Below are 5,548 nucleotides of genomic sequence, written 5' to 3' on the forward strand. Positions count from 1 at the left end.
AGTTATACGGAAGACGGACGTTGTGTTTCATTACTTAAAATTCTATTTTCAAATGTATGTATTTTTGATTGTTCGTATTGTGTTTCTAGACGCTCTAACGATGTCAAACGGGCCGCTTTTACCGTACAAGAAGTAGTGGATTTAACCATCAACTTTTACCGCCGCAATTATATTGAAGGGTTATTTCTCAGTTCAGGTATTTTCAAATCAGCTGATTTCACCATGGAGCGAATGCTACAAGTGGTGAAAAAGTTACGCATTGAAGAAAACTTTAATGGTTATATTCATTTAAAAACGATACCAGGCGCTTCCCAAGAGATTATTACCGAGGCTGGTTTATATGTAGACCGCATGAGTATTAACTTGGAAATGCCAACGGAAGTTGGCTTAAAGCAGTTTGCACCCGAGAAGTCACATGCTGAGGTACAAAAGGATTTAGCTATTGTACGAGATCGCTTGATTCAGTTGAGTGATGAACGACGTTTGATTCGGCACGTACCGAAGTTTGTACCTGCAGGTCAAACTACACAGATGGTGGTAGGTGCACATCAAGAAACAGACAAAGATATTATTTTAATGGCGGATCATCACTATAAGGTTTATCAGTTAAAACGGGTATATTTTTCAGGCTATATCCCCATCAATACTCAAGAAAAAGCATTGCCTATCGTTGGTTCAGCTCCGCCATTATTAAGAGAAAATCGGCTGTACCAGTCGGATTGGCTTATGCGTTTTTATGGTTTTGATGCGCAGGAAATAGTGAGCGATGAATATCCAAATTTGGATTTAGAAGTTGATCCAAAATTAAGCTGGGCACTGCGTAACCCTGAGCATTTCCCTGTCGATATTCAATATGCAGACTATCGTATGATTTTACGCGTTCCGGGTATAGGTGTTCAATCAGCTAAAAAAATTGTTCAAGCTCGGCGTTTTGGGCAGATTCATATCGATCAATTAAAGCGTATGGGCATTGCTTACAATCGGGCACAGCATTTTATCCGCTGTGTTGATACCGCAAAATTTAAAAAAGAGCTCTCGATCAGTCAGATTCGTCAACAGATTTTACAGTCAGGTCTATCCAAATACCAAAAACAGCTTTCTCCTCAACTAGGTTTTGGTTTTTAACATGACAATGTACTGCTTTGATCAAACCATGACTGGGCTACTGAGTTGTGTGTATCGAAGTTTTCAGTTCAAAGACTTTGATGTGACACTTATTACTGATAATACACAAGCGGGTCTGTTTGATGAATATATTGATGTCGCTTCAAATGAGGAGTATGCACAGCGAGTGTGGCAGGGCTTGAGACAAAGAGTCAGCCCCATCAGTTTACGGTATTTTTATTATTGTTTTCTGTCAGAGCAACAGCAGGCACATCAGCATCTTTTTAACTTTTGTATTTATATATTTAAAAATGCACAAGTAGTTGACCAAAACTATGCACATGCGGATGTGTTGGCTGTTTCGCAGTGGGCCAAACAGGTGGGTCGAGAGAAGCATCGTATGGAGGCTTTTGTGCGGTTTAAAAAATGCCGTGATGGACTATTTTTGAGTCTCATCCAACCTGATTTTAATGTTCTTCCCTTAATTGAACGGCATTTTAAAAATCGTTATCAAGATCAAAGATGGCTGATTTATGATGAAAAACGACATTTCGGTATTTATTATGATTTAACAACGGTGCATCAAGTGAAGATGGAGGTTGAGCAACTCGATCTTGCTTACAAAGTAGGGCATAGTCAGTCGTTTAGTATTCAATTGGATGATGATGAACGACTGTGTGATCAATTATGGAAAGATTATTTTAAAAGTATCAATATCGAAGCGAGAAAAAACCTCAAGCTGCATGTTCAATTTGTACCTAAGCGCTATTGGCGGTACTTGAATGAGAAAATAATATAACTGCCCATAAACAAGGCTTTAGGGCATAATGCCGCAGCATGATTATTTTTAGGTGTCTATCGCATGATAAAGTACATTTCCACCGCTGCGATTGTTTCAAGTCTAAGTCTTGTTGCATGTTCAGAGACAGATCAAGCTAGCGTGAAAGTTAATCCGAGTCATTATCACGTTAAAGATGCTGCAAATTTGCAACAGCGCTTTAGTCAGCTTAATGAAAAATTAGTGCGAGATTTTCAACAATTAAAGAAAAAAGAAAGTGTTGCTTTTGCTCAGCAACTGCCTTTGGATGTAAATAATCTTCAAACATTGAATCAACATTTGGTTAGCCGTAGCGCGCTTAAACCCAGCAAAATTGCTTATTGTGATGTGATGAACGGTTATTTTGCTGAAATGTATCGTTTAGGGCATTATAATTTAGAGCTTATTAGTGATGTGGATCTTCCACATACTGAACAAGAAAACTTAAAACAAAATTTTAGCTCACCTGAACAGTTTTATGATTTTATTATCAATCGTTATAGTACATATCGTCAGGTACAGCAGACGATGAATTATGGTTGTAACTTAAAAGCAGCATTGAATTGATACTGATGAATGAATGTAAAAAGCCACAAAATGTTGTGGGCTTTTTAAGAATTTTTTTATGAATGTTTAACGGATTGGTAAATGTAGTATGGTTTAGACATGCACATTAAAAAGTGAACCAATCCAACTTGCAAAGAGCATCGCAAAAATGCCCCAAAGGGTGACACGAATTGCGCCGGTCCAGATTGAAGTGCCAGAAAAGTAGCTCGATAAAGCACCCAAACTTAATAAAGACAGTACTCCTGTAATGGCAACAGACTGTGCTAAATGCCCCTCTGGGCTTAAAAGAATAGCCAGCATTGGAAGCAATGCACCGAGTGAAAAAGCGAGGGCAGAAGAGCCTGCTGCTTGTAGTGGTTTTGCACTGGTATTTTCATGGATGCCTATTTCATCACGTGCATGTGCTGAAAGTGCATCATGTGCACTGAGTTGCACAGCAACTTCATGAGCAAGTTCGGGATTGAGTCCGCGTTGTATGTAAATTTGAGTCAGTTCTTTTAGTTCTAAGTGTGGGTTTTTATCGAGTTCTCGAGCTTCAAGTTTTAAATCTGCTTCTTCAATATCGGATTGAGACTTAACTGAAATATACTCCCCAGCAGCCATCGAGCTTGCACCTGAAATGAGTCCAGCAATACAAGTAATGAGCAAGGTTTGACTAGATGCACCACTCGCAGCCATACCCATAATTAAACTGGTCACAGAAATGATGCCATCGTTAGCACCCAAAACGGCAGCACGTAACCAACCTGTACGATGAATGAGATGTGGTTCAACATGGTGGGAGTAAGACATGGTGATAGATCATCCTCAAATTTTAAAATTATGATTTATTTGATAATACGCTCTGCATCTACTATAGCACAGACCATAAAAAAGCCTCCCAGTAGGAGGCCTTTTTATGGCATTAGATATTATTGTTGTGCTTTCTCTTTCACATCAGCAGCACCTTGTTCAACTGCACCAGCAACATGAGCAGTTGCTTCTTTAGAAGCATTTTTCACATCTTGAGCAGCAGCTTCGGTTTTTGCAGCAGCTTCATCAGCAGCAGCGCCAATTTTTGCAGATGCTTCATCAGCAGCTTTTTGAGTATCAGATACTGCTGTACTTGCAGCATTATTTAGATCATGACCTGCTTGTTCAGCAGCATTTTCAATGTGTTCGCCAGTTGTTGCACCCGTTTCAGGCGCTTTTTCTTTTGAACAACCAACAAGAGCAACAGTCGCAGCAAGACCTAAAGCAATAAGTAATTTATTCATTTTTCCTATCCTTTTCGTTTTATACCCAAAAGTAGGGGGTGGGCAAAATATAATCTAATTTGTGTGAAAAGCAGACTACATTATTGTTAAAAATATGTAATTTTTTATAAAAAACAGCGTGATAAAAAGGCTTATAAGCTGAGTTGCCTATAAGCCTTTAGAGGGGGTAGAGAGGGAGAGGGTTACAGCCCAGAACGAATAATATAGTCAAAAGCAGACAGAGATGCTTTCGCGCCTTCACCTGTAGCAATAATGATTTGCTTGTAAGGCACAGTCGTACAGTCACCTGCGGCAAATACACCTTTGACATTGGTTTCATTGCGATCGTTAATCACAATTTCATTACGATTTGAAAGCTCAACCGCTGTTTCTTTTAAGAAATCGGTGTTTGGCAATAAACCAATTTGTACAAAGATTCCTGCAAGCTCAACCGTATGTTCTACATCGGTTGCACGGTCTTTATATTTCAATGCTGTCACTTGTGAACCATCACCCACAACTTCGGTTGATAGGGCGTTCAGAATGACTGTGGTGTTAGGCAAGCTATGCAATTTGTCTTGCAACACTTGGTCAGCACGTAGTTTGGTATCAAACTCAACCAAAGTTACATGTTCCACAATCCCAGCAAGATCAATTGCCGCTTCGACACCTGAGTTCCCCCCGCCAATTACGGCAACACGTTTGCCTTTAAACAGTGGGCCATCACAGTGTGGACAGTAAGCAACACCACGAGTACGGTATTCTGCTTCACCCGGTACATTCATTTCTCTCCAACGTGCACCCGTTGAAAGGATGACTGTTTTAGATTCAAGCTTCGCACCATTTTCTAAAGTGACTTCAACCAAACCATTCGCGGTCTCATCTGCACCTTTGATGTGAGAAACACGTTGTAAGTTCATGATGTCCACACCGTACTCACGTACATGTGCTTCCATTTCAGCAGCAAACTTTGGCCCTTGGGTCTTTTGAATCGAGGTATAGTTTTTAATGTCCATGGTATCCATGACTTGACCCCCCATACGTTCAGCCACGATTCCGGTTTTAATACCTTTACGCGCTGCATAGATAGCAGAGGTATTTCCCGCAGGACCACCACCAATCACGAGAACATCAAAAGCATCTTTGGCATTGAGTTTTTCAGCTTCTTTGGCTGCGGAATTAGTATCCAGTTTGGCAACAATCTCTTCCAAGGTCATACGGCCTTGACCGATATGGTTGTTGTCTTGGAACACCATTGGTACAGCCATGATTTTGCGTTCTTCAACTTCGTCTTGGAAGAATGCACCATCAATCATGGTGGCTGTCGTACCCGGATTGTAAATGGCAATCAGGTTCAACGCTTGCACCACGTCTGGACAGTTATGACAGCTTAAAGAGACAAATACGTCAAAGTCAGACTGGATACCCAAAGCTTTGATTGAAGCCAAAACTTCATCCGATACTTTGGGTGCGTAACCTGAGGTTTGTAACAATGCCAAGATCAAAGAGGTAAACTCATGTCCCATCGGTAAACCCGCAAAGAAGACACGCGGTTGTTCACCAGCTTTTGCCACACCAAAGCTAGGTGCACGTGAGTTTTGACCATCAAAACGTGCAGTCACCAGTGGAGACAGTGCTGCAACTTCTTCAACCAATTCTTTGATTTTGTCTGATTTCTCAGAACCGTTCAAAGTTGCAACCAATTCAATCGGACCTTCAAGGCGTTCAAGAAGCGTTTTTAATTGAGCTGAAGTATTTTGATCTAACATGGTTAAGCTCTCCAAAGCAGTCTGTAAAATTATTTGATAAAAGAATCATAGAGTAA

At 40.4% G+C, this 5,548-nt stretch carries 6 protein-coding genes; 3 read left to right on the forward strand and 3 right to left on the reverse strand.

What is annotated here, in order from left to right:
• The 3 genes from GBI16_RS17475 to GBI16_RS17485 form a co-directional block, all read left to right on the forward strand.
• A partial coding sequence (locus tag GBI16_RS17475) for a putative DNA modification/repair radical SAM protein (RefSeq protein ID WP_151707559.1) occupies nucleotides 1-1,125 on the forward strand: 1,125 nt, incomplete at its 5' end.
• Nucleotide 1,126: 1 nt separating this feature from the next.
• Entirely contained in the window at nucleotides 1,127-1,903 is a 777-nt protein-coding gene (locus tag GBI16_RS17480; RefSeq protein WP_151707560.1) for a TIGR03915 family putative DNA repair protein, read from the forward strand.
• 63 nt (nucleotides 1,904-1,966) lie between these two features.
• On the forward strand, nucleotides 1,967-2,488 hold the full coding sequence (locus GBI16_RS17485) for a hypothetical protein (RefSeq protein ID WP_151707561.1): 522 nt from the start codon (nucleotides 1,967-1,969) through the stop codon (nucleotides 2,486-2,488).
• A gap of 93 nt (nucleotides 2,489-2,581) precedes the next feature.
• Here the strand turns inward: GBI16_RS17485 and GBI16_RS17490 are convergent, their stop codons facing one another.
• The 3 genes from GBI16_RS17490 to ahpF all read right to left on the reverse strand — a co-directional run bounded on the left by GBI16_RS17490 (nucleotide 2,582) and on the right by ahpF (nucleotide 5,492).
• Complete coding sequence (locus tag GBI16_RS17490; protein WP_151707562.1) at nucleotides 2,582-3,280, reverse strand: VIT family protein; 699 nt, start codon at nucleotides 3,278-3,280, stop codon at nucleotides 2,582-2,584.
• Between the two features lie 119 nt (nucleotides 3,281-3,399).
• Nucleotides 3,400-3,744: a hypothetical protein gene (locus GBI16_RS17495; protein WP_086209346.1), complete on the reverse strand. Its 345-nt coding sequence runs from the start codon at nucleotides 3,742-3,744 to the stop codon at nucleotides 3,400-3,402.
• Between the two features lie 182 nt (nucleotides 3,745-3,926).
• Complete coding sequence (ahpF, locus tag GBI16_RS17500; protein WP_151707563.1) at nucleotides 3,927-5,492, reverse strand: alkyl hydroperoxide reductase subunit F; 1,566 nt, start codon at nucleotides 5,490-5,492, stop codon at nucleotides 3,927-3,929.
• Between the last annotated feature and the right edge of the window lie 56 nt (nucleotides 5,493-5,548).

The organism is Acinetobacter sp. TUM15064 (genome assembly GCF_008980265.1).
Taxonomy (GTDB): Bacteria; Pseudomonadota; Gammaproteobacteria; order Pseudomonadales; family Moraxellaceae; genus Acinetobacter.

Coding starts and splice junctions, on each gene's coding strand:
- GBI16_RS17480 (WP_151707560.1), top strand. CDS start 1,127: ATGACAATGTACTGCTTTGATCAAACCATGACTGGGCTACTGAGTTGT.
- GBI16_RS17485 (WP_151707561.1), top strand. CDS start 1,967: ATGATAAAGTACATTTCCACCGCTGCGATTGTTTCAAGTCTAAGTCTT.
- GBI16_RS17490 (WP_151707562.1), bottom strand. CDS start 3,280: ATGTCTTACTCCCACCATGTTGAACCACATCTCATTCATCGTACAGGT.
- GBI16_RS17495 (WP_086209346.1), bottom strand. CDS start 3,744: ATGAATAAATTACTTATTGCTTTAGGTCTTGCTGCGACTGTTGCTCTT.
- ahpF (WP_151707563.1), bottom strand. CDS start 5,492: ATGTTAGATCAAAATACTTCAGCTCAATTAAAAACGCTTCTTGAACGC.